The organism is Dactylosporangium thailandense (genome assembly GCF_059739745.1).
In genome coordinates, this window is record NZ_AP029195.1 from 6,478,978 (window position 1) to 6,504,506 (window position 25,529).

General features: G+C 73.2%; 15 protein-coding genes. 8 read left to right on the forward strand and 7 right to left on the reverse strand.

What is annotated here, in order from left to right; translation table 11 throughout:
* From AC6JBM_RS28510 to AC6JBM_RS28520, 3 genes are all read right to left on the reverse strand, one after another.
* Positions 1-5,511 carry an OmpL47-type beta-barrel domain-containing protein gene (locus AC6JBM_RS28510; protein ID WP_497977123.1) on the reverse strand — a complete coding sequence of 1,837 codons (5,511 nt, stop codon included), beginning with the start codon at positions 5,509-5,511 and terminating at the stop codon, positions 1-3.
* Positions 5,508-6,134 carry a hypothetical protein gene (locus AC6JBM_RS28515; RefSeq protein WP_497977124.1) on the reverse strand — a complete coding sequence of 209 codons (627 nt, stop codon included), beginning with the start codon at positions 6,132-6,134 and terminating at the stop codon, positions 5,508-5,510. The genes AC6JBM_RS28510 and AC6JBM_RS28515 overlap by 4 nt, the downstream gene beginning before the upstream one ends.
* A 259-nt stretch (positions 6,135-6,393) precedes the next feature.
* Positions 6,394-8,601, reverse strand: a complete 2,208-nt coding sequence (locus AC6JBM_RS28520; RefSeq protein WP_497977125.1) for a putative bifunctional diguanylate cyclase/phosphodiesterase — start codon at positions 8,599-8,601, stop codon at positions 6,394-6,396.
* Between the two features lie 110 nt (positions 8,602-8,711).
* Here AC6JBM_RS28520 and AC6JBM_RS28525 point away from each other — a divergent pair, with 110 nt between their 5' ends.
* The 3 genes from AC6JBM_RS28525 to AC6JBM_RS28535 all read left to right on the forward strand — a co-directional run bounded on the left by AC6JBM_RS28525 (position 8,712) and on the right by AC6JBM_RS28535 (position 11,121).
* Positions 8,712-9,857 carry a sensor histidine kinase gene (locus AC6JBM_RS28525; RefSeq protein ID WP_497977126.1) on the forward strand — a complete coding sequence of 382 codons (1,146 nt, stop codon included), beginning with the start codon at positions 8,712-8,714 and terminating at the stop codon, positions 9,855-9,857.
* Positions 9,854-10,477: a LuxR C-terminal-related transcriptional regulator gene (locus AC6JBM_RS28530; RefSeq protein ID WP_497977127.1), complete on the forward strand. Its 624-nt coding sequence runs from the start codon at positions 9,854-9,856 to the stop codon at positions 10,475-10,477. Before AC6JBM_RS28525 ends, AC6JBM_RS28530 begins: the two co-directional genes overlap by 4 nt.
* Before the next feature lie 281 nt (positions 10,478-10,758).
* Positions 10,759-11,121 carry a hypothetical protein gene (locus AC6JBM_RS28535; protein WP_497977128.1) on the forward strand — a complete coding sequence of 121 codons (363 nt, stop codon included), beginning with the start codon at positions 10,759-10,761 and terminating at the stop codon, positions 11,119-11,121.
* 16 nt (positions 11,122-11,137) lie between these two features.
* On the opposite strand, the gene AC6JBM_RS28540 is transcribed toward AC6JBM_RS28535, so the two are convergent.
* The 3 genes from AC6JBM_RS28540 to AC6JBM_RS28550 form a co-directional block, all read right to left on the reverse strand.
* Positions 11,138-12,376, reverse strand: coding sequence for a DUF1996 domain-containing protein (locus AC6JBM_RS28540; protein ID WP_497977129.1), 1,239 nt, complete (start codon positions 12,374-12,376; stop codon positions 11,138-11,140).
* A 502-nt stretch (positions 12,377-12,878) separates the two neighbouring features.
* Positions 12,879-14,348, reverse strand: a complete 1,470-nt coding sequence (locus AC6JBM_RS28545) for a multicopper oxidase family protein (RefSeq protein ID WP_497977130.1) — start codon at positions 14,346-14,348, stop codon at positions 12,879-12,881.
* Positions 14,345-14,746, reverse strand: coding sequence for a hypothetical protein (locus AC6JBM_RS28550; protein WP_497977131.1), 402 nt, complete (start codon positions 14,744-14,746; stop codon positions 14,345-14,347). The genes AC6JBM_RS28545 and AC6JBM_RS28550 overlap by 4 nt, the downstream gene beginning before the upstream one ends.
* Positions 14,747-14,880: 134 nt before the next feature.
* Here AC6JBM_RS28550 and AC6JBM_RS28555 point away from each other — a divergent pair, with 134 nt between their 5' ends.
* From AC6JBM_RS28555 to AC6JBM_RS28575, 5 genes are all read left to right on the forward strand, one after another.
* Positions 14,881-16,239, forward strand: coding sequence for a sensor histidine kinase (locus AC6JBM_RS28555; protein WP_497977132.1), 1,359 nt, complete (start codon positions 14,881-14,883; stop codon positions 16,237-16,239).
* A 154-nt stretch (positions 16,240-16,393) separates the two neighbouring features.
* Positions 16,394-17,047: a response regulator gene (locus tag AC6JBM_RS28560; protein WP_497986545.1), complete on the forward strand. Its 654-nt coding sequence runs from the start codon at positions 16,394-16,396 to the stop codon at positions 17,045-17,047.
* A gap of 314 nt (positions 17,048-17,361) precedes the next feature.
* Positions 17,362-20,445: an ATP-binding protein gene (locus AC6JBM_RS28565; protein WP_497977133.1), complete on the forward strand. Its 3,084-nt coding sequence runs from the start codon at positions 17,362-17,364 to the stop codon at positions 20,443-20,445.
* 39 nt (positions 20,446-20,484) lie between these two features.
* Entirely contained in the window at positions 20,485-21,282 is a 798-nt protein-coding gene (locus AC6JBM_RS28570; protein ID WP_350624798.1) for an alpha/beta hydrolase, read from the forward strand.
* Between the two features lie 5 nt (positions 21,283-21,287).
* Complete coding sequence (locus AC6JBM_RS28575; protein WP_497977134.1) at positions 21,288-22,076, forward strand: oxidoreductase; 789 nt, start codon at positions 21,288-21,290, stop codon at positions 22,074-22,076.
* Here AC6JBM_RS28575 and AC6JBM_RS28580 read toward each other — a convergent pair.
* The gene (locus AC6JBM_RS28580) at positions 22,073-25,519 is read right to left on the reverse strand and encodes an ATP-binding cassette domain-containing protein (protein ID WP_497977135.1); all 3,447 of its coding nucleotides are present in this window, start codon (positions 25,517-25,519) and stop codon (positions 22,073-22,075) included. The two genes, AC6JBM_RS28575 and AC6JBM_RS28580, sit on opposite strands and share 4 nt — an antisense overlap.
* Positions 25,520-25,529: the final 10 nt, after the last annotated feature.

Below are 25,529 nucleotides of genomic sequence, written 5' to 3' on the forward strand. Positions count from 1 at the left end.
CTAACAGGTGGAGGCGGTGTAGGGGGCCTTGATCTCCATGGACCCGCCGGGGCCCGTGACCTTCACCGTGGCGCTGCCGGCCGGCACCGAGGCGGTGCGGGCGTTGAACGACTGGTAGGCGGTCTTGCCCGGGGCGACGCCGGTGACCGTCCGCGACCCGTACGGCGTGACCAGCTCGATGGTGAGCGTCTGGTCGTCGGCGTTGCGGGCGTTGACGGAGACGTAGGCGGTGCCGGCGATGCACTGGGTCTTGGCCTGCACCTCGACGTCGAACTGCGGCGTCGCGGCACCCGGCACGTCGTACACCTCCCACTCCTGCACGCCGGGCGCGCCCTTGCCCTCCTCGGTCCCGCTCGCGGTGAGCAGGGCCCGCAGCTTCGTGGTCGTGACCTTCTTGAAGGTCACGGTGTTCCACTCGGTCGCGGAGGTGCCGTAGGCGGTGGGCTGCTCGACGTCGGCCCAGGTGCCCGCGTCGGTCCAGTACTGCAGCTTCCAGGTCTTCGGCGGGGCCACTCCGGCGCCGGAGTCGTCGAGGTCCTGGCTGAACCAGATGCGGGAGCGGTCGACGGTGACGGGCGCGGCCCAGTCCAGCTGGATCCACTGCTCGCCGACCTGCGGCCAGGTGTTCCACACGTCGGTGTTCGGCCCGACCGGACCGGTGGGCTGCACGCCGTCGTTGATGTTGTCGGCGGTGACCCAGCCCGGGGTGTAGGACGCGGACGCGGTGGCCGTGCGGGCCACGTTCACCGGCGCCTGACCCGCCGGCACCTGCACGGTGCCGGTGGCGGAGGTGTTGCCGGCCTTGTCCACGGCCCGGTAGTCCACCGTCGTCGCGGAGGAGCCGATCGGCACCGGACCCGACGCGGTGGTCCAGTCCTGGGTCACCACGCCGCCGACGGTGAGCCGGTACTGCACGGCGCCGATGCCGGACAGCGCGTCGGTGCCCGTGATGGTCACCGACCGGCTGCCCGCGTCGAAGGCCGCGGTCGCCGTCGGGGCGGTCCGGTCGATGCCGACCGTCCGCTCGGTCACCGCCGAGACGTTGCCCGCCTTGTCGGTGGCCCGCGCCTTCACGGTCGTCGAGCCCTCGGCCGAGATCGTGACCGGTCCGGTGTACGCCTGGAAGGCGCCCGATCCGACGGCGATCTCGAGCTTCGGCGCCGGGTCGGCGTTGTCGGTCGCGGTGGCCGTCACCATGACGTTGGACGTCGTCCAGCCGCTGGCCGGGGCCGGGTCGGCGGTCAGGGTCGCCACCGGCGGGGCGGTGTCGCTCGGCCCGCCGTCGCCGACGGTGACGGTCGCGGTGGCCGTCTTGTCGGTGCCGGCCACCTGGCCGCTCACCTCGAAGGTGTTCGCCGCCGCGTACTTGGCCGGATCGATCGCCGCCCAGGTGACCGCGATGCCGCTCTGCCGCGAGCCGTCGTTGTAGCCGACGGTGACCCCGGCCGGCAGCTTCGGCGCGACGCCCACCTTGGTCGACACGGCGACCGGGTCGATGGTGTTGATCTGCACCGGGTCGGGGCCGCGCACCCAGACGTGGGCGCTCGCCGTGAGCGTGGTGCCCGCGACGAAGCCCGAGACCGTGAAGTCGCCGACCGCCGCCACCTTCGACGGGTCGATCGAGCCCCAGGCCACCGAGACCGGCAGCGTGGTGCCGTCGGCGTAGGTGACGTCCACCGTGGACGGCAGGGTGGGCACGACGCCGACCTGGGTCCGCGCGTCCACGCCCTTGATCGAGCTCGCCGCGGTGGCGAAGACCCGCCACTCGGAGACGCCGACCGCGGAGTACGCGGTGCCGGCCGCGTTGGGCAGGGCGTTGAACGTGGCCCGCAGCCGGGTCGTGGTGACCGCGTCGAACGTCACCGCGTTGGTGCGCCCGCGCACGGCCGGGTCGAACCCGGTCCCGTTGGTCACGTCCTTCCAGGCGGTTCCGTCCCAGTACTGCAGCTTCCACGACTTCGGCACCGCGACACCGCTGCCGCCCGTGGTGCTGTCCGACCAGAAGTCGATCGAGGCGCGGTCGACCCGCACCGCCGACGGGAAGTCGTACTGCAGCCACCGGGTCGCCGGCTCGCTGCCGGTCCAGGTGCCCCACAGGTCGGTCTGGGCGCCGCCGCTGAACAGCGAGGGCTTGCCGTCGTTGACCGCGTTGACGTTGTTCCAGCCGGCCGTGAAGCTCGCCGACGCCGTCGCGGTCGCGGCCACGTTGATCTCGCCCTCGGACAGCGCGGTCGCGTTGACCACGACGTCCTTGGTCGAGGTCGCCTGCCCGTTGGTGACGGTCAGCCGCAGCGTGTACCGGCCGCTCTTGGTGAAGCGGGCCACGGTGCTCGGCGCGTTGGCGGGCTCGAAGGCCGCGGAGCCGCCGTCGGGCGCGTCCGCCACCGTCCAGGCCGAGGTCAGCGCCGTGCCCGGGTCACCGTCGTCCTGGGCCAGCCCGATGATGCGGGCCGAGCCGGCCTGGCTGTAGGAGGAGTCGAGCCACGCGTCGGCCAGCGGCGGGTTGTTCACGGCCGCGGGGGCCGCGACGCCGGTGCCGAACGCCTGCACCTCCTTGATGCCGGTCTTCGCGCCGGGGGCGTGCTGCACGGTGATGCGCAGCTTCTTCGCCTTGACGCTGGGGAACCGGACCTGGTTGAGGTTGCCGCGCGGGTAGGCGGGCGAGCGGAACTCGCTGGGCACGAGCTTCCAGCCTGAGCCGTCGTCGTACGACACCGTGAACTGCGCCGGGGGTGCGTAGCCCTGGACCGTCGCGGTCGTGGTGGTGTTGTAGAAGTAGACCCGCACGTCGTCGATCGAGCGCTCGCCCTGCAGGTCGATGTCGATCGAGTCGGTGGCGTTGGGCGATCCGGCGGTACCCCAGAAGGGCTCGTTGATCGTCGTGCCGTTCACCGCACCCGCCGGGCCGCGGCCCGAGGCCGAGAAGGTCGCGGTGGCCGGGCGGCCCTGGGCGACGTTCTCCGAGCCGGTGCTGGCGGTGTTGATGTCGGCGCCCGCCTTGGCCATGACGTCGACGATGCGCGCGTTCGCGTTGTAGGTGACGTCCTGCGGGGCCTTCACCGAGATCGCGTCGTGCGTGAGCACCTGCACGCCGGCGGCCGCCTCGACCGTGCCGGTGGCCGGGTCGTAGACGAGCTTGCCGAGCTTGTCCGCGGTGAACGCGAGCTGCCCGTCGAGGTAGACGGAGTAGCCCTCGGGGACGTCGCTGCCGTAGTACTTCGTGCCGCCGGGCGCGTCCCACACGATGGTGAGGTCGCGGTCGCGGTAGCGGATGTTGTTCGCGGTGAAGTGGTCCCAGCCGATGTCGATCGGGTCGAGCTCGACCTTCGCGTCGGAGCGCGGGCGCAGGCCCATCGCGTCCTCGATGACGGTGAAGTTCGTGGCGCCCAGGATCGTGTGGTGGATCCAGGAGCGGTAGCCGATGTTCTGCGGGCTGGCGGTGCCGTCGGCCCAGAACTCGTTCTGGTCCGGGTAGCGGTTGTCGCCGCCGTTCTGGTACTGCGCCCAGGCGTTCCAGTAGAGCAGCTTCTTGTACCACTCGGCGTCGATGTAGCTCGTCGGGTAGTTGCGCAGCACCGAGGAGAGCATGCGGAACGTCACCGTGGAGTTGATGATCGAGAAGTTGTTGCTGCCCGGGAAGCCCTTCGCCGCGGCCGCGGCCTTGTCGGCCTGGTTCGCGGTGGTGAACGGGAAGATCGGGTACTGCGACGCGTCCGCGAACAGCCGCAGCGCCTCGGTGTAGGGCTGGTTGTAGTCGGCGTCGCCCGGCTTCGGCATCAGCCCGACCGAGTACGGGTAGTAGTTGTTGATCTCCTTCCACGGCACGAGCTCGTTGCCGTTGACCAGGCGGTGCTTGAGCAGGTTGCCGTAGAGGCCCATCTGGTCCGGGGTGCTGCGGGCGGGCTCCCACAGGTACTGCAGCACGGCCGCCTTGATCCGCGCGGCGAACGCCTCCATCTCGTCGGCCTTGGCCGTGTTGCCCGCGGTGCGGTAGGCGGCCGCGGCGGCCTTGGCGTTGGAGTACAGGTAGGCGTTCTCGGTCCGGTCCATGTAGCCGGACTTCCAGTCGAACGACACCGCGTCGGCGTCGTTGCCGGTCATGGCGCCCCAGTTGTACTCGATGAGGCCGTTGCCGTCGAAGTCGTACGCCTGCTGCAGGCCCTTGACGTCGTACTCGGCGTACTCGGCGAGGTTCTGCGCGATCGCCTTGGGCCCGCCGTGCAGCTGGTAGGAGCGCCAGGCGGCCTCGGAGATGTACTCCGTGTAGGAGTTCGACCAGTTGGCCGGGTCGCCGGGATTGTCGACGTACTTCGAGCTCTTCGACACCTCGCCGGCCGACACCCACGGGCCGTAGGAGTACACCGGGTCGCGGAAGTACTTGAGGTCGTCGACGAACATGCCGACGGTCAGCACGATCGCGTTGTTGTACCCGAGCACCCCCTCCATCGACGTCGGGAACTGGTAGTCGTTGCCGGGCAGGTCGGCGTCGAGGAAGTTGTACCGCATGAGCCACCAGCGGTAGAACAGCGTCTTGTCGATGTTGTTCTCGGGCGTGTCCAGGTAGGGCACGTTGTCGGCCCACCACTGGTTGTAGTCGGTGACGTGCTCCTTGAACGCCGCCGCCGGGCTCAGGCCGCGGTAGTGGGCGTACTCGGCGTCGGCGGCCGGCTGCTCCTTCGTGACGAAGCCGAGCTGCACCTTGGTCGACACCGCGCCCGACGCGGGCACCGCGAGGGTCTGGCGCAGCGTGCCGTCCACCGGCGCGAAGCCGTCGCCGGAGAAGCGGGGGAAGATCGTGGTGAGCTGGTTGAACGCGCGCACCGCACCGGTCAGCTCGCCGTTGTCGCTCGCGACCGTCTTGGCGAACGCGGACGTCGCCGTGAGGGTCACGTTCTTCGCGCTGCCGTTGGTGCTGGTGACGTCCATCGCGGTCACCGCGACGTTGGCGTCGGTGATGTACTTGGTCTCGGTGATGCGCAGCCCGCTGCCGGTGTTGTTGAACACGGTGCGGAAGTAGCTCGGGGTCTGCTTGCGGGCGTTGACGTCCTCGGTGAGCGCGACGTCGGCGCCGTTGACCGACGCGGTGATGGTGTAGGCGCCCTGGCCGCCCGCGATCGACTCGACGTAGGCGACCTCGCCGCCGAAGCCGAGCACGTTCGGGGTGTGCGTCTTCATGAACACGGCCCGGCCGCGGCTGAACAGGTAGGCGTTCGCGTCACCGTTCGACCCGCCCGGCAGGTTGCCGGTGCGGGCCAGCATGCGGTCGATCCAGAAGTCGTTGTCCGGGCTGGACCCGGCCCCGGCCGCGACGTCGGCGTCGAAGATGGCCTGGAGCTGGTTGCGCACGTGGTATCCGGTCCGCTCGTCCGGCACCGGGTTGGCGCTGCCGGCGAACGTCGGGTAGGGGGTGGCGGTGTTGGGTGCGGCGTGCGCCGGCACGGGTGTGAGGGTGGTCAGCAGCAGGCCGGCGATCGCGGCAGCGGCCGCGGCGCGTGGCCGGACTGTTCTCACGAGCGGGCACCTTTCTGGGGGGTGGCGAAGGCGTTCGCTTGCAGGTCGGCCCGCGCGACCGGGTCCCCGTTGCGGGCGAGTATCTGGACCTGCGCCTCGTCGGAGAGCAGCCAGGCGATGAAGTTCCACGCCTGGTCGGCCTTCTTCGAGTCGCGGGAGATGCCGATGTCGCTGTGCTGGTCGCCCAGCACGAACGGCAGGGCGTGCTGGGCGCCGTCCTTCGCGCCGGCCCGCATCGACGGCTGGTCGAGCTGCGCGGCGAAGGGCAGGCGGGCGATGCGGTTCGTCAGGTCCTGGTAGAGGCCGCGGCCGGTCCAGCCGGGCACGTCCGCGACGGCGCCCGTGAGCAGGTCGGGCAGCGCCCCGGACTGCGCTGCGCCGTCGATGCGAGCGTTCACATCGGCGCCCGGCAGGAGGGTCAGCTCGACCTGGTTGGTGTGGGTCGCGTTGTACGCGTCGACGAGCAGCGTCGCCTGGACCTCGAGCTCGGACCGGCTCCACAGCACCAGGCGGCCACCGCTGTCGGCGCCGTCGACGGGCGGGGGCGGCGCGGGCTTCGGCGATCCCGAGCAGCCCGCGAGGAGTACGACCGCGGCGAGCGCGGCGAGTGCGCGACGAAGCATGAGCACCATCCTCGAAAACCTTTTCGGGAATGGTGGCAACACGTTACAGCCGTGTCAACGGTCTATTTCCGCCGTTCGCGAGGTTGTTACAACTGTGACAGTCCTCGTTTGGGTCCTTACAGAACGAAATGTTTTCTGGTTCGCCCGCTCACCTGCCCGGAAGCGCTCCCACCAGGGCGGCGTTAGACCGATGCACGCGAATATATGGATGGCACGACGTTCCACGACCGCTTTGCCGGACATGCCGGAAGCATCGGATTCATCGGGCGGGGCTGAGCCGCGCGGCCCGCACGAAGTCCGGGGACTCCTCGGGGCGGCCGAAGAGGTAGCCCTGGGCGTAGCGGTAGCCCATCCGCAACAGCGCCTCGGCCTGGTCGGCCGACTCCACGCCCTCGGCGATGGCGGTCAGGCCGAGGTGCGCCGACACGTCGATGAGCGCGGTGGCGATCACCGAGTGCCCGCCGCCGGCGAGGTCGTCGACGAAGGACTTGTCGACCTTGAGCACGTCGACGGGGGCGGTGCGCAGCAGGCCCAGCGAGGAGTGCCCGGTGCCGAAGTCGTCCAGGGCGATGCGGACCCCGAGGGCCTTGATCGCCCGCAGCGCGTCCAGGGCCGTCGAGCTGTCGAAGACCGCGGTCTCGGTGACCTCGACGGTGAGGCAGGAGGCGGGCAGGGCGGTGTCGTGCAGTACCGATGCCACGAAGGCGGGAAATCCGGGCTCCGACAGCTGCCGGGCCGAGACGTTCACCGACACGTAGCCGGGGGCCGCCGCGCCCAGCTCGCGCCGCCAGGTGCGCATGCGCTCGAGCGCGGTGCGCAGGATCCAGCCGCCCAGCTCGACGATCAGGCCGTTGTGCTCGGCGACCGGGACGAAGGCGACCGGGTTGACCAGGCCGCGCTGCGGGTGCCGCCAGCGCACGAGGGCCTCCACCGCGGCGACGCGCCCCTCGGGCAGGGCCACGATCGGCTGGTACACCAGGAAGAACTGCCCCTCGTCGAGGGCGGTGCGCAGCTCGGCCCCCAGCTGCGCGTGCTCGGTGGCGCGCTCGTCCAGCAGCGGGTCGTAGCGCAGGTGGCGGCCGCCGGTGACCTTGGCCGCGTACATGGCGACGTCGGCCCGGCGCAGCGGCTCGAACGGGTCGGCGGTGCCGTCGTCGTCGGCGACCCCGATGCTGGCCCGCATGAGCAGCCGGTGCGGCCCGGCGGTCAGCGGCTGGTCCAGCGAGGCGACGATCCCGGCCACGATCCGGTCGGCGACCTCGGCCGAGGTGCGCGGCAGGTGCACGGCGAACTCGTCGCCGCCCAGCCGGGCCACGGTGTCGCCGGGGCGCACGAGCCCGGTGAGTCGCTCGGCCACCGCCCCGAGCAGCCGGTCGCCGACGGCGTGGCCGAGGCGGTCGTTGACGGCCTTGAAGTCGTCGAGGTCGACGAGGGCCACGTGCGATCGGGGGCCGGAGCCGAGCTCGGCGCGGATGCGCGCCTCCAGCGCCCGGCGGTTGGCCAGGCCGGTGAGCTCGTCGCGCATGGCGAGGGTGCGCACCTGGTTGACGAGGCCGGCCATGCGCAGCACGGACAGCAGGAACAGGGCGGCGGCGCAGATGCCGACCGCGAGCCACTCGATGTGCCGCGGGTCGCGGAAGCCCTGCACCACCAGCACCGCCGGGGCCAGCAGGGACGAGGCCGCCATCACGATCAGGCGCGCCCGGCCGTTGGGCAGCACCTCGCCGGCGTCGAGCGGGGCGGCGCCGCGCACCGAGGGGTGCAGGGCGGCCGCGGCCCAGAAGACGTAGGACAGCATCCAGCCGGCGTCGAACACGCCGCCCGCGTAGGCGGTGTAGGAGTTGACGATCGAGTACGCGATGTCGGCGGCCAGCAGCAGTCCCAGCGCCACCACGAGCAGCCGCGTGCTGGCGTCCCGCCCGGCGCCGCCGACCACGAGCCGGGCCACGAGCACGAGCAGCAGCACGTCCGCGGCCGGGTACGCCAGCGCGATGATCCGGGTCGTGACGGGCGAGGTGGCGTCGTTGGCGATCGGCTGCATGACGAACGTCCACAGCACCAGGCCGGTGCCGGTGGCGAAGATGAGCGCGTCGACCATCGCCGTCCAGCCCGGTCCCCGCGTGCGGCGGCGGCCGAGCAGGAACAGGCCGCCGAACAGGAACGGGTAGGCGCTGAGGTAGAACACGTCGGCGAGGGACGGGAACGGCTCGATGTGCGCGACGTGCTCGAAGTAGGTGTAGATCCAGTCGCCGGTGGACCACAGGGCGGTGCCGGCGGCGGTCAGCAGCCAGGCGTTGCGCCGCGTACGGTCGGTGCGCCGGGCCCCGGCCAGCATCAGCACGGCGGCGACGGTGCCGATGGCGTTGTAGACGCACGCCTGCGCTCCGGAGCCGGCGGGCAGCGCGAAGTAGCCGCCGACCGCCGCCGATCCGGCGAGGAGCCACCACAGCCACCGCTTTTCCCGCACGAGGCCACTATCGGCAGGGCCGGGACGTGGCTGAGTGTGATCGGTACCATGGGCGTCCATCGTCAATTTCGGGTCATTTAAAAAGTCGCGAAACCCGGTACATTTCGTGCATGACCGTCGATCGGGCGGTGGCTCCCGCCGCCCTCGGTCGGGCCGTGCTGCTCGGCCGGGGCGCCGCCACGCTCACCGCGGCGGGGACCGGGCTGCGCCTCGTGCCCAACCCTCGCCCGCTGCTGCTGGCCGCGGCAGTGCTCCTGCTCGGCAGCGTCGCCGGGCTCGTCGTGCTGGCCCGCAATCCCTACGTGGTGCGCCACCCGGTGCCGCTGCTCGCCGCCGACACCCTGCTCACGCTGGCGGTGCTCGCGGCCGACCCGGGCATCGCGTACTTCTGCGCCGCCGCGGGCGCCTCCGCCCTGGCCGGGGTCGTGGTGGGGATGCGAGCCCTGTGGCTCGCCGCGGCCCACGCCGCGCTCGGGTACGCCGTCGCCGCGCACGTGCTGGCCGGCAGCCCCGCGCACGCCGAGTTCGTGCTCGCGTACCCGATCGCGTGCGTCCTGGCCGCCACGGGCGCCGCGGTGGCCACCACGGCCCTGCGCCGCCACGTGGAGCTCTCGGTCCAGGTGGTCGCCTCGGCCCAGCGCGCCGCGGCCGCCGACGAGCGCGCCCGCCTCGCCCGCGAGCTGCACGACTCCGTGGCCAAGACCCTCCGCGGCGTCTCGTTCGCGGCCCTCGCCCTCCCGCAGAGCCTGCGCCGCCACCCCGACCTCGCCGAGCGCCTCGCCGGCACCGTGTCCGAGGGCGCCGCGGCCGCCGCCCGGGAGGCCCGCGACCTGCTCGACGGCCTGCGCTCGGACGAGCCGACCCGGGACTTCGCCGCGGTCGTGGCCGACCGGTGCGCGGGCTGGCAACGCTCGACCGGCATCGCGGTCCGCCTCGACCTGGCCGCGGCCGACCCGCCCCTGCCGGTCCGCTACGAGCTGCTGCGCATCCTGCAGGAGGCGCTGCGCAACACCGCGGCCCACGCCGCCGCCACCGCGGTGACGGTCCGGCTCGCCCCGCTGGAGGGCCGCCTGGTGCTCACCGTGACCGACAACGGGCGCGGCTTCCCGGTGCCGCCGAGCCTCGCGGAGCTGCGCACCGGCAACCGGTACGGCATCCTGGGCATGTCCGAGCGCGCCCGCCTGTCCGGCGGCGCCCTGCGGGTCCGGTCAAGCCCCGGCAGCGGTACCTGCGTGGAAGCCGCCATCCCGGCATGATCAGCGTGCTCATCGTCGACGACAACCCGATCGTCCGGGCGGCGCTGCGCGGCTATCTGGAGGGCTCTCCGGACGTGGTCGTGGCCGGCGAGGCCGCCGACGGGCTCGAGGCCCTGGCCGAGGCCCGCCGCACCGGCCCCACCGTGACGCTGCTGGACCACCGCATGCCGATCGCCGACGGGCTGTCGGTGCTGCCCGACCTGGCCCGGCTGACCTCGATCCTCGTGCTGACCAGCGACCCGGACCCCACGCTCATCGCGCAGATGCTGCACGGGGGCGCCCGCGGGTACCTCATCCACGGCGCCTTCACGCCTGGCGAGCTGCACCGCGCCGTGGTCGCCGTCGCCGCCGGCTACGGCTGGCTGTCCCCGGCCGCGGCGGCGGTCGCGACGGCCTCGATGCGCTCACGACCGGCCGCCCGTCCCCGGCCGCGCTATGGGCTGACCCGCCGCGAGCAGGACGTCCTCGACCTGCTCGCCGAGGGGCTGTCGAACGCGGCCATCGCGCACCGTCTCCTGCTGACCGAGAAGACGGTGAAGAACCACCTGCACCGCGCGTACGCCAAGCTCCGCGTGACCAACCGCACCGAGGCCCTGCTCCGCTGGACCGGCCGCTCGTGAACCGCTGGGGCTGGACGTCGCTGGCCCTGGCGGTGGCGGCCGTCGTCGTGATCGTGCCGCCGCTGGTGCTGCCTTCCCCTCCTGCCGCTCCCCCGTCCCCGTTCTCCGCTCGCTCCCCGTTCTCCGCTCCGCCCCCGTCCTCCGCTCCGCCCCCGTCCTCCACTCCCTCCCCGTTCTCCGCTCCGCCCCCGTCCTCCGCTCCGTCCTCCGCTCCGCCCTCGGCCTCCGCTCCGCCTTCGCCCCCCGCTTCGCCCCCGCCGCCGGCTTTCGCGCCCATCGCTGTGCATGCCGCCGACGCGGCCAACCTGCGCAGCGGCGCCCGCGTCATCGAGTGCCCCACGTGCGACGGCGGAAGCCGCGTCGGCTACATCGGCGGCCCCAACACCCTCGCCGTCCGCATTCCCGAGGTCCCCGCCGCCGGCGAGCGGACCCTGGTCATCGTCTACGAGACCGAGTCCCTCCGCACCCTCAAGGTGGCCGTGGCCGACGGACCCGTGCACACCCTGAAGCTCGCCGGCGCCGGCGACTACCGCATTCCCGCCCGCACCTCCCTCCCCGTGTACCTGCCCGCCGGCGGTACCTGGATCCGCTTCTACAACGACGACGGGGATGCCCCCGACATCAACCGGATCGAGCTGCGTTGATGCCTGGGACCGCCCGTCAGAACGTCCCGGCCGTGTTGCACTTCGCCTTCTGAACGATGCAGTTCTTCACCCGGTGCCCCTGCGCCGCGTTGTCCCAGGCGAGGAACGCGTCACCGTGGAACGAGGACGCCATGCCCGACGAGAGCGTGAACCCGTCGGCCGTGCCGCTCGTCGGATACGCGAGCACGAACGACAGCGACGGGATCGCGACCGGGTACGCCCCGCCGCACGTTCCCGTGTACGCGTACGCCACGTGCGACTTGTGGTCCGGGCTGTCCAGGTGCACGCCGTCCCAGCAGTCCGGGAAGACGAGCTGGAACATGAGCGTGGCGCCCGGCGCGCACAAGGGCCAGTTGCCGTCCGCACTGCGCCCGGTCTCTCCGCCCGGCCCGGCGCAGTAGAACTGGTTGACCGAGCCGGCCGGCGTCGCCTGCTGCAGCTTCGCGTCCCCGGCGATCATCCGGAAGCCCTGCGGGAACGGCACCGTCGCCGCCGGGCTGGTCAGGCGCGAGCCGTAGTACACGACGACACCCTTCGGCTCGACCGCGACGCCGTGCTCGTAGAGCGTCGGCACCCAGTACGCCGACAGGTCCGGCGCCGGCGCGCAACTCGTGCCGGCGTTGGCGAGCAGGGTGTCGCCCGTCGAGAACGCGTTGGTGCTGTGGTTGCCCAGGAAGCTGTGCATGTGCGACGCACCCGGCAGCCCCGGGAAGACGATCGGGTCGTCTTTGAACGAATGACTGTACGTGCACGAGGCGTTGAACTCCGACACCCGCACGGCGTTCGCCGGCGCCGGATCCATGGCCATCGCGTTGAACTCGGCGAGCTGCGCGTTCCACCGCGCCGGGTCCACGTTGACCCACCCCGTGCTCGCGCTCGCGCTCGGGGTGGCGGATGCCCCGTTCGTGAACGAGAACCAGTTGATGTTGACGAAGTCGCGGCCGCCGGTCGCGTTGCGCATGACCGCGAACACGGTCTGCGCCCCGGCCGGGTGGCTCGCGGCCGTGGCGGTGAGCGTGGTCCAGGCCTGCCACCCGCCAGTCGGCGCGACGGTGATGGTGGCCAGCACCGGCCCGGTGAGCGAGCCGGTCCGCAGCTCGATGGCGCCCGTCCCGCCGGTACCGGCGGAGGCGACGCGGGCACCGATGCTCAGCGCCCCGGCGGCGCCGAGGTCGACGCCGTCATAGCGCAGCCAGTCACCGTCGGCGAGGTAGCCGACGGCCTGCCCGCCGCCGGTGTCGACGGTGTTCTCCACCTGCGCCCTGGGACTGCGCGCTGAACGCCTCCGCCTGCACGGTCACCGCCGTGGCGGCATCGGCGGACGTCACCATGGCGGCGGTGACGACGAGGAGGGCGGCGGCCGCGGCCCCGGCGGCGGCGATGAGGCCCCTGACGTTTGGCACGAGGATCTCCTAACTGCTTGCGACGTGCACGAACGATGGCGAGGGCCCGCACACCGTAGGGTCGAATCCCTGGGCCCAAAGACCCAAGCCGGGGACCCAATTCCGGGGTCTCACTCCGCCGCGGCGCTCAAGCCGCCCCTGTGCTCCTGCCTCTCCACATCCCGCCGCGCTGTGCTGCGCGCCGGCGCCCCGCGGGCCTGCCGCGCTTGGAGTGCGGCGCGGTGTGGCCGGCACGTTTCGAACCCGCCGCCTCGCGAGCCCGCCACCCGCCTTGCGAGCCCGCCAGCCGCCCTGCGAGCCCGCCGGCCCGCGCACCGCGAGCCCGTTCGCCGTGGGTCCGGCGCCCCGCCAGGGTCAGGCCTCGACCACGAAGTCCGCCATCATCGCCATGTCCTCGTGCTCCAGGTTGTGGCAGTGCAGCATGAACGTGCCGGTGTAGTCGGTGAACCGCACGGCGACCTCGACCGCCTCCGAGGCCCGCAGGTCCACGGTGTCCTTCCACCCGTGGTCGTACGCTCCGAGCCCGCCCGCATTGCGCGACACCACCTGGAAGTGGTTGAGGTGCAGGTGGACCGGATGATGGAAGTCGGACACGAACCGCCAGTGCTCCACCTCCCCGAGTCGCGGCCGGGCCACCGCGCGGCCGGGCCGGTACTCCAGGTCGTTGATCCGCCAGGTGCCGTCGGGTCCCTGGTTGAAGGCGAACGTGCGCGTGCGGGCCGGCGGTGGTAGGGGTTCGGCGGTTCGGCTGAGCATTGGCGGTACCGCTGAATCGTCATCGCGACGGGAACCCGTCACGTCGAACCGCATCACGTTCCCGCCGTCGCGGTCGACGAGCCGCACGCGCGTGCCGGGTTTGAAGCGGCCGAAGTCGACGACGACGTCGAACCGCTCGGCGGGCGCGATCTGCAGCGAGTCGTGCCCGATCGGCTGTCGCAGCAGGCCGCCGTCGCTGCCGATCTGCGTGAATGCGGCTCCGCCCGGCGGCTGCGGGTCGAGCTCGAGGCGGTACCGCCGGGCGTTGGACGCGTTGAGCAGCCGCAGCCGGTAGCGGGCCGGGTCGACCTCGTGCACCGGCCACGGCAGTCCGTTGACGAGCACGACGTCGCCGAGCACGCCGTTCATGAAGGCCGGGTCGCCGGTCGGGTAGCGGAAGGAGCCGTCGGCCTCGAACGCGCGGTCGGTGAGCATCAGCGGCAGCTCCCGCTCCCCGCGGGGCAGCGGCAGCGCGTCCTCCTCGTCGTCGCGCACGAGGTGGAATCCGGCCAGCCCGCGATAGACCGCCGGGCCGGTGAATCCCATGCGATGGTCGTGGTACCAGAGGGTCGCGGCGCGCTGGGCCATCGGGTAGCGGTACGTCCGGCTGCCCACGGTCATGTCCCCGCTCATCGCGGCCATGTCGTGGTGCGTGGCGGCGGTCGCGGTGCCGCGCTCGGGCATGATCTCGTCGATCGGATAGCCGTCGCTGTCGGCCGGCGTGTGCCCGCCGTGCAGGTGCACCACCACGGGCTCGGACAGCCGGTTGCGGTGCGTGAGGGCCGCGGCCCGCCCCGAACGCGTGATGACCGTCGGGCCTGGGAAGCTTCCGTCGTACGTCCAAGCGCGCGTCGTCAGCCCCGGCAGGATGTGCAGATCGGCTTCCCGCTGCACGATCTCGTCGCCGGTGTGCACGGGCGGAACGGTGAGCCGCGCCTCGAACGGCTTCGGCAGCTCCGCCCGGCTGTGCAGGAGCTTCCCCGGCCGCTTCGGCGTGAGCAGCGACCATCCGAGCCCGGCGACGCCGAGCGCGGCGGCCCCGGCCCCGAGCAGCGCGCGCCTTCTCATGCCGTCACCGCCTCGGCCCGCTCGCGGGCGTTCGGCAGCGGCGTCCTCCACGCCCACATCGCCCCATGGACGGTGCCGATCGCCATGAGCACGCCGATCGGCACGTGCAGCTCGAGGATGCGGAACACCCCCAGGACGCCCTGGGTCGCCAGCAGGACCGGGATCATGACGCCCTCGCGCGTGAGTGACGGCGGCCGTTCGCGGCGCCCGGGCAGGAACACCAGGACCGTCTGCAGCAGCGCGACGACCACCATCGAGAAGCCGCCGATCATGTGCCAGCGCAGCACCGCGTAGTGCCCGCTGAGAAAGCTTCCGGCCAACAGCACCTGAACCGCGGCGAGGACTGCGAGCGCGGCGCTGGTCCCCCGCAGCGCCATGTGGACCGTTCGTGCGTTCATGGCCGGAGATGTTGCTCCGAAACGGAGATCAAGTCGTCAGACCACGGTCTAGATCTTGTACCACCCTGAGATGACAACTCGGATACCACCCTAGGCCGACGCGCATCCGCCTCCGACCGCCTAACGTCAGGCCCATGAAACACGTGTGGCGCGATCTGGCGTTGGCCGCCGGGGCGGCGGTGCTGGCCGCCGGCGGGGCCCTCACGGCTCCGGCCGGCCGCACCGGCCTCGACGCGCCGGGCGTGCTGCTGCTCATCGTCGCCGGGCTCGCGCTGATCGCCCGGCGGCGCTATCCGCGGTCCGTGCTGGCGATCGCGGGCGCGAGCCTGCTCGCCTACCTGGTGCTCGGCTATCCGGGCGTGGGGCCCGCGCTGCCGGTGCTCATCGCGCTCTACACCACGGTCCACCGCGGCCACGGCAAGACCGCCCGCGCCGCGATCGCCGGAATCCTGGTGGTCGGCATCGTCGGCGACGCCATCGGATCCGGTGCCCGCCCGGCGGAGGTGTTCCAGCGCTGGTTCCTCATCATCGGCTGGATGGTCGCCTCGAGCGTGATGGCCGAGGTGACCCGGCAGCACCGTGCCTACCTGGAGCAGGTCGAGCGCCGAGCGGAGGAGGCCGAGCGCACCCGGGAGGAGACGGCCCGCCGCCGAGCCGTGGAGGAGCGCCTGCGCATCGCCCGCGAGCTGCACGACTCCCTGACGCACAGCATCTCCATCATCAAAATCCAGGCCGGCGTGGCCGTGCACCTGGCCCGCAAGCACGACGAGCCGGTGCCGGAGGCCCTGCTGGCCATCCAGCACGCGAGCACCGACGCGATGCGTGAGCTGCGCAACACCCTGGAGGTCCTGCGCACCGCCCCGGACCCGCTCACCACGGACGACAACGGCAACGGACTGGCACACCTGGACCGCCTGGCCGAGGGCGCGCAACGGTCCGGCCTGCCGGTGACCGTGCACACGACCGGGCCGTGCCGCGACGTGCCACCGGCGGTGGACGAGACCGCCTACCGCATCGTCCAGGAGGCCCTGACCAACGCCGCCCGCCACGCGAGCCCGGCGGAGGCGACGGTGTGCGTGGAGTTCGCGGCGACCACCCTGACCATCCGCGTCGACGACAACGGCCGCGGCACGACCACAGCTCCGGTCCCGGGCGTGGGCCTGACGGGGATGCGCGAGCGGGTGACGGCCCTGGGCGGCTCACTGCGCACAGGCCCACGCCCAGCGGGCGGCTTCACCGTCGAGGCCCGCCTCCCACTGACCGCCCCACCCGCACCCACTCCCATCCCAACGCCACCCGCCCCCGCGACTTCGGCTCCACCGACGCAGGACGACCCGGGCGAGCCCGATCCGGCGCCGGACGTCACGGTTCGCAGCACCATCACGACTTCCGGCTCGTCGGCGCAACGCGTTGCATCACAAGCGGATTCGGCGTCCGACGTCACGTCGACCCCCACCGCGCCGCACAACGAGCCCAAGTCGGTCCGAACGTGAGCCGCGAAAATGCCGTCGAGCGGAACTTCCGCACGCATCGGAGCGGCGCTGTGCCGCGATGGAGTTCGCCGAAACGAATCAGCGCAAGGGAATCCAGGCGGTGCGGCATGAGGTGCGGGGACGTCGTTCGGGGCGGCTGGGCGGCGGTGGCTTCATGATTCGGGTACTGCTCGTCGACGATCAGGCGCTCATCCGGGCCGGGTTTCGGGCGCTGCTCGCGGCTGAGGACGACATCGAGGTTGTGGCCGAAGGGGTGGACGGGGAGCAGGCGGTTGCGCTGGCCGCGGAGCATTTGCCCGACGTGGCGCTCGTCGACATTCAGATGCCCGGTGTCGACGGGATCGAGGCCACGCGGCGGATCGCGGGCGACCCGGCGCTCGCGGGGGTGCACGTGGTGATTTTGACGAACTACGGGCTAGACGAATACGTGTACGCGGCGCTGCGGGCCGGGGCCGCCGGGTTCATGGTCAAGGATACGGAGCCGGCCGATCTGCTCTATGGGGTGCGGGTCGCGGCCCGGGGTGATGCGCTGCTGTCGCCGGCGATTACGCGGCGGTTGATCGGTGAGTACGTGGCGCGGCCGCCGCGGGGGCCGTTGCACGGGGCGGTGAGCACCCTCACGAACCGGGAGCGCGAGGTGGTCGCGCTCGCCGCCCGGGGGCTGTCCAACGATGAGATCGCCTCGCGGATGGTGATCAGCCTGGCTACGGCCAAGACGCATGTGAGCCGCGCGATGACGAAGCTCCGGGCGCGCGATCGTGCGCAGCTGGTCGTGTTCGCGTATGAGTCCGGCCTCGTCACCGTCTGACCGTGCCTGCCCAGACTCGCGCGGGGCGCGGGGCGCGGGGCGCGGGGCGCGGGGCGCGGGGCGCGGGGCGCGGGGCGCGGGGCCGTGGAGCGCGGGGCGCGGGGCGCGGGGCGCGGGGCGCGGGGCCGTGGAGCGCGGGGTCGTGGAGCGCGGGGCGCGGGGCCGTGGAGCGCGGCGGGGCGCGGGGCCGTGGAGCGCGGGGCGTGGAGCGCGGCGGCGGGCCGGCGGTCGCTGCAGTGCTGCGGTGTCGAGCGCGACATTGCGGAGTCGGGCTGGGCGGCCACGGGTGGCTTGGAGTGTGGATGATGTGAGGCATGTCGACGGAGGCTCCGATTGTCGGGCGCGGGGCCGAGGTACGGCTCCTGCACGGGCTGGTCGAGCGCGTCCGGGACGAAGGTTCCGCAATCGTGGTTCGGGGAGAGGCCGGCATCGGGAAGTCGGCGCTGCTCGCCGAGACCGCTCGGGTGGCCGATCGCGCGCGGATGCGGGTGCTTTCGACCACCGGGGTGCAGAGTGAGGCGCAGATCGCGTTCGCGGGGCTGTACCAATTGTTGCGGCCCGTTCTCGATCAGGTCGATCGGCTGTCCGAGCCGCAGCGCGGGGCCGTGCTTGCGGCGTTCGGGCGCGGTGACGCGGCCGTTGCGGATCTGTATTTGATCGCGCTGGGCACACTGTCCATGCTCGGCGAGGCCGCCGCTCAGGCGCCGGTGCTGCTCGTCGTCGAGGATGCGCAGTGGCTGGACGCGGCCAGTGCGGACGTGCTCGTGTTCGTGGCCCGGCGGCTCGAGTTCGAGCCGGTGGTGTTGCTCGCCGCGCTGCGGGATGGGTTCGACGGGCCGTTCGCGGACAGCGGGCTGCCCGAACTCGCGCTCCCGCGGCTGGATCGGGGCTCGGCGGAACGGGTGCTCGATGGGCGGGCGCCGGGGCTTGGGGAGGGGGTACGGCTGCGGGTTCTGCACGAAGCGGCCGGGAACCCGCTCGCGCTGGTCGAGTTGCCCGCCGTCCTCGCAGCCGGGGAGCCTGCCGCACCCGCGCCCGGGAGCGTCGAAACACCCGCGCCCGGGAGCGTCGAAGCACTCACGCCCGGACCTGCCGAAACACCCGCGGCCGGGAGTGTCGAAACACCTGCGGCCGGAGGGGGCGACGCACTCGGAATGCCCGAGCCGACGTCCCGGAACAGCAGAACCCGAACACCGGCGAACGCGAGCGCGCACAACGCAGCACCACAACCGGCGAACGCAAACGGGCACAACACAGCAGAAGAAGCGGCGAGCGCGAGCGCGCACCGCAATGCAGCAGAAGAACCGGCGAGCGCGAGCGCGTACGACACGGCTGCGGAATCGGTGAACGCGAGTGCGGGCAGCGCGGGCCGGGTGCCGGGCGGTGGCGGGGTGCTGCCGTTGACGGCGCGGCTCGAGCAGGCGTTCGCGGACCGGATGTCGGGGCTGCCGGACGCCACGCGCGCCGTGCTCGTCACCGCCGCGCTCAACGACGGCGACGCGCTCCGTGAGACGCTGGCCGCGGCCAGCATCACCGCAGGGGCACAGTGTACCGCCGACGACCTGGCCCCCGCGATAGCGGCGCGGCTGGTCGAAGTGGAGGCCGGGGCCGACGGCGAGCGGCTGCGGTTCGTGCACCCGCTCATGCGCTCCGCGATCCACCAGCGGGCGGGGCTCGGGCCGCGGTACCGGACCCATGCCGCGCTGGCCCAGGTCATCCCCGACGACGATCGCCGGGTGTGGCACCGGGCGGCGTCCACGGCCGGGCCGGACGACGGGATCGCCGCGGAGCTGGACGCGGCCGCGGGGCGGGCGCAGCGGCGGGGCGGGGTCGCGGCCGGCGTGGCCGCGCTGGAGCGGGCGGCCGCGCTGAGCCGCGACCCGGGCGCGCGTGGGGAGCGGCTCTTGCGGGCGGCCGAGCTGGCGTTCGAGCTGGGCCGGCGCGACGCGGTCGGGCGGCTGCTGGGCTCGGCCGAGCGGCTGACGCTGTCGGAGCGGCAGCGCTGGCGCACGGCCTGGATTCGCGACAGCTTCGACGACGGCGTGCTCGGGCGGGCCCAGGCGACCTGGTCGCTGGCGCAGGTGGCCGAGCGGGCGGCGGCGGAGGACCCGGATCTGGCGCTGAACTTGCTGTACGGGGCGGCCCTGCGCTGCTGGTGGACCGAGCCGGGCGTCGAGGCGCGGGCGAGCGTGGTCGCGGCGGCGGGGCACGTGCACGTGGACGCGCGCGACCCGCGGCTGCTGGTCGTCCTCGCGTACACCTCCCCGATCGACTGTGGCGCCGTCGTCCTCGGGCGGCTGCGGGAGCCGGGCGTCACCACCGATGCGCGGGCGGCGCGGATGTCGGGCAACGCGGCCATGGCGGTCGGCGCCTTCGACCTCGCCGCCGGGTTCTTCGCCGGCTCGCTGGCCGACCTGCGGGCGCAGGGGCGGCTGGGGCTGCTGGCCCGGGCGCTCGCGCTGCAGTCGTGGAGCTGCTCGCAGCTCGTCGACCTGGACGTCGCGATGCCGGCGGCCGACGAGGCCTTCCGGCTGGCCCGCGACACCTCGCAGCCGATCGTCGCCGCGACGGCCCGGGCCACCCAGGCGATCCTGTGCGCGCTGCGCGGCGACGCCGACGAGGCCGAGCGGCTCGCGGCGCAGGCCGAGCGGGCGAGCCTGCCCGGGACGGCACGGGCGGTGCTGGCGGCCGTGCAGCACGCCCGCGGGCTGGTGGCGCTCGGCGCCGGGCGGCACGCCGACGCGCTCGCCGACCTGCTGCGCATCCACGATCCGGCCGATCCGGCGTACCACCTCGGCTACCGCTGCTTCGTCGTGCCCGAGCTCGCCGAGGCGGCCGTGCGCAGCGGGCAGCCGGAGGCGGTGGCGGGCGTGGTGGCGGAGATGGAGGCGGTCGCGCGGCGTACCCCGTCGCCGGCCCTGCACCACGGGCTGCGGCACGCGCGGGCGCTGCTGGCCGGCGACGGCGAGGCCGAGCCGCTGTTCCGGGCCGCGCTGCGGGCCGAGCCGGGCGCGTGGCCCTTCGCCCGGGCTCGGGTCCAGCTCAGCTACGGCGAGTGGCTGCGGCGGCAGCGGCGGGTGGCCGACTCGCGGGCGCACCTGCGCGCGGCCCGCGGTACCTTCGACGCGCTGGGCACCATCCCCTGGGGCGAGCGGGCCCGGGCCGAGCTGCGTGCCTCGGGCGAGGCGAGCCGCGGCCGGGTGCCCGACGCGCGCGACCGGCTCACGCCGCAGGAGCTGCAGATCGCGCAGCTGGCCGCGGAGGGGCTCACGAATCGCGAGATCGGGCAGCGGCTGTACCTCTCCCATCGCACCGTCGGCTCCCACCTGCACCGCATCTTCCCGAAGCTCGGCATCGTGTCGCGAGCCCAGCTGCGCGCGGCAATGACCGTCATGTGACGCAAGCGAAGCCGGACCTCGGCGCCGTACGGTCCGGGCATGACTACCGAGACGCCGGTGCTCTTCATCCACGGCCTGTGGCTGCACGCCACCTCGTGGGCTCCCTGGACCGAGCTGTTCACCGACGCGGGCTACCGGACCGCGGCCCCCGGCTGGCCGGGCGAACCCGACACCGTCGAAGGCTCCCGCGCCGAACCGGACGCGATCGCCGACCACGGCATCGACGACGTCGTCGCCCACTACGCGAAGATCATCGACGGGCTGGACGCGAAGCCGATCATCATCGGGCACTCGTTCGGCGGCATGATCGCCCAGAAGCTGCTCGGCCAGGACCTCGCCGCGGCCGCGGTGGCCATCGACGCCGCGCAGATCAAGGGGGTACTCCCCCTGCCCCTGTCGTCGCTGCGGGTCACCTTCCCCGTGTTCAAGAACCCGGCCAACCGGCACCGGGCCGTCTCCCTCACCGCCGAGCAGTTCCGCTACGCCTTCGGCAACGCCATCAGCGAGGAGGAGTCCGACGAGCTCTTCGAGCGGTGGGCGATCCCGGCGCCCGGCAAGCCGCTGTTCGAGGCGGCCGCGGCCAACTTCGACCCGCACTCGCCGGCCAAGGTCGACGTCGACAACGACATGCGCGGGCCGCTGCTGCTCATGATGGGCGGCCGCGACCACACCGTCCCGGAGGCGGTCACGCGGGCGACGCTGAAGCAGTACCGGCACTCGGACGCGGTCACGGACATCCACGAGTTCGCCGACCGGGCGCACTCGCTGACCATCGACCACGGCTGGCGCGAGGTCGCCGACGTCGCCCTCGACTGGCTGCGGCGCCACGGCCTGTAGACGCCATGGACCTGCAACTGAAGGGCCGGACCGCGGTCGTCACCGGGGCGAGCAAGGGCATCGGGCTCGCCATCGCCCGCGCCCTGGCCGCCGAGGGGGCCGCGGTCGTGGCCGGGGCGCGCGGCCTCACCACGGAGCTGTCCGACCTCGCCGCGCGGGAGGCGGTCACGCCGGTCGCGGTGGACCTGAGCACGCCGGACGGCCCGGCGCGGCTCGTCGACGCGGCGCTCGCCGCGCACGGGGGCCTCGACATCCTGGTCAACAACGTGGGCGCGGTGCGGCCGCGCCCGGGCGGGTTCGCCTCCGTCACCGACGACGACTGGCTCGCCACGCTGACGATCAACTTCCTGGCCGCGGTGCGCACCACCCGGGCCGCGCTGCCGCACCTGATCGCGCGCGGGGGCGGGGCGATCGTGACCGTCAACTCGGTCAACGCCCGCCTCCCCGACCCGCTCGTGATCGACTACAGCGCGGCCAAGGCGGCCCTGGCGAGCTTTTCCAAGGCGCTGTCGAAGGAGGTCGCGGCGCACGGCATCCGGGTGAACACGGTCAGCCCGGGGCCGGTGAGCACCGGGCTGTGGCTCGGCGCCGACGGCGTCGCCGTGACCGTGGCCAAGGCCGCCGGCGCCGCGCCCGAGGACGTGGCCCGCAAGGCCGCCGGCGACTCGGTGACCGGCCGGTTCACCGAGCCCGAGGAGGTGGCCGACCTGGTCCTCCTCCTCGCCGGCGGCCGCGCGGGCAACGTCACCGGGGCCGACTTCGCCATCGACGGCGGCCTGATCCAGACGCTCTAGCCGGCCAGGTGGCCCCAGTCCGGTTCGAGCTCGCGCCAGGTGCCCTGGGCCGCCGCGGTGCCGTCCTTCAGGACGACGACGCGGTCGGCCTGGGTCAGGGCCGCGCGCTTGGACGTGGAGCCGATGACCGTCACGCCGTGCTCGCGCAGCGCCTGCCACAGCGCCAGCTCGGTCGTCACGTCCAGCGCCGAGGACACGTCGTCGGCGATGAGCAGCTCGGTGCGCGGGGCCAGGGCGCGGGCCAGCGCGAGGCGCTGGAGCTGCCCGCCGGACAGGCGGGTGCCCTTGTGCCCGATGAGCAGGCCCAGGCCCGCGCCCGCGGCGGTCAGGTCGTGCTCCAGCTGCGCGGTCGACACGGCGCTGTCCGCGTCGACCTCGTGGCCCAGCGCGATGTTGTCCGCGATCGTGCCCGACAGGACGCGGGGCAGCTGCGCGACGTACCCGATCTGGTTGGGCCGCAGGAACATCTCGGGCTCGGTCACCGGCTCGCCGTTCCAGCGCAGCTTCCCCGTGTGGTGCACGATCCCGGCCAGGGCCCGCAGCAGCGAGGACTTGCCGGAGCCGACGGGGCCGACGACGAGCACGAGCTGGCCGCGCTCGACGGCCAGGTCGAGGTCGCGCACGGCCACGGTGCCGTCCTCGTGCACGGCCGCGAACCCGGCGAGCTCCAGCCGCCGCAGCGGGTGCCGCGGGGCCGTCGGCGGGGCCGGCGCGGTGCCGGCGGAGAGATCGACACCGGGGACGGCGGCGGCGTACTCCCCGTTGCCCACCATCTCGATGGTCCGCCGCGTCCAGACCCGCGCCGAGGGCAGCTGCGAGACCAGCGACGCGGTCGTCCAGGCGAACCAGCGGGCCGAGCCCAGCGTCGACACCGCCACGAGTGTCGCGCCCGCGGAGAGCCGGCCCGACAGCAGCAGCGCCCAGGCCCCGATCGGCAGCAGTCCGCTGGCCAGGGCCGGGGTCGAGCGGGCCCAGATCTGCACGGCGATCTCCCGCCGCACCCGGAAGCTGCGCACGCGGTCGAGCTTCGCCAGGTGCTCGAGCACCGGGACGGTGGCGCCGGCGAGCTTCACGGTACGGGCGGCCGAAAGCGACGACACGAGCGCCGTGGCGAACGCGGCCCGCGCCGCGACCGTCCGCTGCGCCGAGCGCTTCAGCGCCGGCCCGAACAGCGCGGCGGCGAGCCCGGAGAGCACGATCGTCGCGGCCATGAACCCGGCCGGGACGAACGAGCCCGCCACGATCGTCATCGAGACGATGGCCCACAGGCAGATCCACTGGTCGATGAGGTGGTCGGCGAGCATGACCACCCGCTCGGTGTCGCCGCCCTGGGAGACGACCTCGGCCGGGGTGTGCTTGCTGACCCGCCGGGCGCCGGTCTGCCCGTGCACCAGGCGCAGGCTGATGCGCAGCAGCTGGCGGACCCACCACTCGGGGAACCACTTGCCGGTGTAGTACGGCAGCGCCATCGGCACCAGCAGCGCCGCCGCGATCCCGAGCGCCGGCCACAGCGCGTTGCCGAGGCCGTCGACGAGGTCCGCCCACAGCCACGGCAGCACCGAGCCGTCGAGCGCGACGAGCATCATGAGCGCGAAGATGACCACGGAGACGAGGCCGAAGCGCCAGTCGTTCGTGGCCAGCTTGAAGATGTTCCACAGGGTGCGCGCCCGCGGCACCGACGGCAGCGGCGGCGGGTCGGCCTTGATCCCCGCGCTGCTGACGACCCCCGCGCCGCTGATGACCACGGCGCCCGCGGCAGCGCCCGCGGACGAGGCCGGCCGCTCGAGCGTCGAGGCCGCCAGCAGCGCGGCGAAGCGCTCCGAGGAGGCGAGCGGGCCGGCCTCGACCACGGCGCCGTCGGCGAGCACGACGACCTCGTCGCACTGCTGCACCGAGGAGAGCCGGTGGGCCACGATGATGCCGATGCGCCCGGCCAGCAGCCGCGCGGTGGCCCGCTGTACCTGCGCCTCGGTCACCGGGTCGAGCCGTGCGGTCGCCTCGTCGAGGATGACCACCTGCGGGTCGCGGACCACGATGCGCGCGAACGCGACGAGCTGCTCCTGTCCGGCCGAGAGCATGTGGCCGCCGTCGCCGAGGCGGGTGTCGAGGCCGTCGGGCAGCTCGGCCACCCAGCCGGTCAGGCCGAGCTCGTCCACCGCCCGCGCGGCCGCGCCGAGCAGGGCGGGGTCGAACAGCGCGATGTTCTCGGCCAGGGTGCCGGCGAGGATCTCCGTGCGCTGCGGTACGACCGCGATCCACCGGCGCAGGTGCTCCAGGTCGAGGTCGAGCAGGTCGGTGCCGCCCAGGCGGACCGTGCCGCGCGGGATGTCCACGGCCCGGGTGAGGACCTTGGCCAGCGTCGACTTGCCGGAGCCGGTGCGCCCGATGAGCGCATAGGAACGGCCCCGGGCGAACGTGAGCGTCACGTCGCGCAGGGCCGGTTTGCGGGCCGTCTCGGAGTACCGGAAGGTCAGGTCGCGCACCTCGAGGTCCCCGGCCGCGGGTGCCCGGCCGCCGACGGGTTCCTGCGCGGCGTCACGCAGGAGTTGTACGCGGGCCCAGGCGCCGAGCGCGTACTGCAGGTCGGGCACCATCCGGCTGGCGTGCTCGACGGTCCCGCCGAAGCCCAGGGCCAGCAGCCAGATCGCGCTGAGCCGGGCCACGTCGATGCGATCGGTCGCGAGCGCCCACACGCCGCCGAGCACGATGAGCGCGATGGTGAGCCGCACGAAGCCGGAGGCGACGGACGTGACGGCGGCCGAGCGCACCCAGACCTTGCGCCCGCGCTCGAGCACGGCGGCGGCCCGGCGCGCGAAGAGGCGCAGCACGTACGGGCGCGCCAGCGAGGTGCGCACGTCGTCCTGGCCGTGGATGCTCTCCTCCATGACGGCGGCGAGGTCGCTCCAGGCCTCCTCCTCGCCCATCCGGCTGGCGGCGATCTTCGAGGTGGGCTTGCGCAGGCCGATGGTGAGCCCGACGACGATCACGATCATCGCGACCCCGGCCGGCCACCACACGAACAGCGCCGTCGCGATCGACAGCACCGTGTAGCAGGCGGACTGCGCGATGCGGACGCCGGCGTTGCGCATCTCGCCGGCGACCTGGTAGACGTCGTTGTCGATCCGGTCGAGCAGCTCGCCGACCGGTGTCGTCTCCAGCGTCGGCAGATCCTGGCCGAACGCGACCCGGCACAGGCGCCGGCGCACGTCGGCGCACCAGTCGGCGGTGAGCCGGGCCATGATGAGCCCGACGGCGAGGTCGGTGAGCACGGCGGCCGCGAGGGACGCCGCGAGCACTCCGAACATCGCCCAAGATCGATGGATGAGCACGGATCCGCCGACCGCGGACGCCGCGGCCTGCCCGGCCGCGCCGAGCACGACGAGCAGGGCCACGGCCACGGTTCTTCGCGGCGACGTGGCCCACAGATCACGGATCAGACGCATGGTGAGGCCC

Coding starts and splice junctions, on each gene's coding strand:
- AC6JBM_RS28560 (WP_497986545.1), top strand. CDS start 16,394: ATGATTCGGGTACTGCTCGTCGACGATCAGGCGCTCATCCGGGCCGGG.
- AC6JBM_RS28580 (WP_497977135.1), bottom strand. CDS start 25,519: ATGCGTCTGATCCGTGATCTGTGGGCCACGTCGCCGCGAAGAACCGTG.
- AC6JBM_RS28555 (WP_497977132.1), top strand. CDS start 14,881: ATGAAACACGTGTGGCGCGATCTGGCGTTGGCCGCCGGGGCGGCGGTG.
- AC6JBM_RS28530 (WP_497977127.1), top strand. CDS start 9,854: ATGATCAGCGTGCTCATCGTCGACGACAACCCGATCGTCCGGGCGGCG.
- AC6JBM_RS28565 (WP_497977133.1), top strand. CDS start 17,362: ATGTCGACGGAGGCTCCGATTGTCGGGCGCGGGGCCGAGGTACGGCTC.
- AC6JBM_RS28570 (WP_350624798.1), top strand. CDS start 20,485: ATGACTACCGAGACGCCGGTGCTCTTCATCCACGGCCTGTGGCTGCAC.
- AC6JBM_RS28525 (WP_497977126.1), top strand. CDS start 8,712: ATGACCGTCGATCGGGCGGTGGCTCCCGCCGCCCTCGGTCGGGCCGTG.
- AC6JBM_RS28515 (WP_497977124.1), bottom strand. CDS start 6,134: ATGCTTCGTCGCGCACTCGCCGCGCTCGCCGCGGTCGTACTCCTCGCG.
- AC6JBM_RS28545 (WP_497977130.1), bottom strand. CDS start 14,348: ATGAGAAGGCGCGCGCTGCTCGGGGCCGGGGCCGCCGCGCTCGGCGTC.
- AC6JBM_RS28550 (WP_497977131.1), bottom strand. CDS start 14,746: ATGAACGCACGAACGGTCCACATGGCGCTGCGGGGGACCAGCGCCGCG.
- AC6JBM_RS28575 (WP_497977134.1), top strand. CDS start 21,288: ATGGACCTGCAACTGAAGGGCCGGACCGCGGTCGTCACCGGGGCGAGC.